This window comes from Bartonella sp. AP57NXGY (assembly GCF_042195805.1).
Taxonomy (GTDB): domain Bacteria; phylum Pseudomonadota; class Alphaproteobacteria; order Rhizobiales; family Rhizobiaceae; genus Bartonella.
Map to the genome: position 1 here is coordinate 1 of NZ_JBHIOZ010000456.1, position 820 is coordinate 820.

General features: G+C 35.4%; 1 protein-coding gene. It reads right to left on the reverse strand.

Annotation, left to right across the window (positions count from 1 at the left end; all coding sequences use genetic code 11):
- Nucleotides 1-313: 313 nt before the first annotated feature.
- The coding region (locus tag ACFIL8_RS11455) for a cold-shock protein (protein WP_375689902.1) at nucleotides 314-820 on the reverse strand (507 nt) is incomplete at its 5' end.

Genomic DNA, 820 nt, shown 5'->3' on the forward strand with positions numbered 1-820 from the left:
CATATCTAACATAAAAAGCATCACCAATAAAACAATATACCCCTTTTTAAAAGGCTTTAACATTCTTGTCTCCACCACAGAAAAATTTTAAATTTTGTTTCTAAAATAAAAAGTACCAGAGTTTAAAAGTCAAAAAAAAGAGGATTGCTTCCTTGTTATTTTCTAGTTTTTTTCAACGTAATATGCGAAATTTTCTTCATTTGGTTTATGGATTAACGAGAGCCATATTTTCTTTAAAAATCTACCTCTATAGCAATTTACGGAATAACCATCTTTAAAAATATAGAAAACACACTGATTTCACTCGTGAAATTCAATGCGTAGCTAAAGGAATGCCTATGTCCGGATAAATCTCTGCTGTCATTAAACCTTTTTCTCCTTTACCAAAACGTACAAGAACAACTTGGCCGGAACGAAGCTCTGCTAAACCAAAACGGCGCAATGTTTCCATATGAATAAAAATATCTTCTGTTCCTTGCCCTCGGCTAAGAAAACCGTATCCTTTGTCACGATTAAACCATTTAACAATTGCTCGTTCTAGTCCACTTTCTGGAGTAACAACAACATGGGTACGGGCAGGAACTTCTGATGGATGAATTGCTGAAGAACAATCTATGGATTTCACCTGAACGCACTTTAACCCTCGTTCAGTTTTTTCCACAGCACAAATGACTTTAGCTCCCTCTAAAGCTGTTTGAAAACCATCCCTTCGCATTACCGTAACATGCAATAATATATCTGGAAAATGAGGTAAATCAGGTACAATAAATCCATACCCCTTACTACCATCAAACCACTTAATGACACCACTGATTTCGAT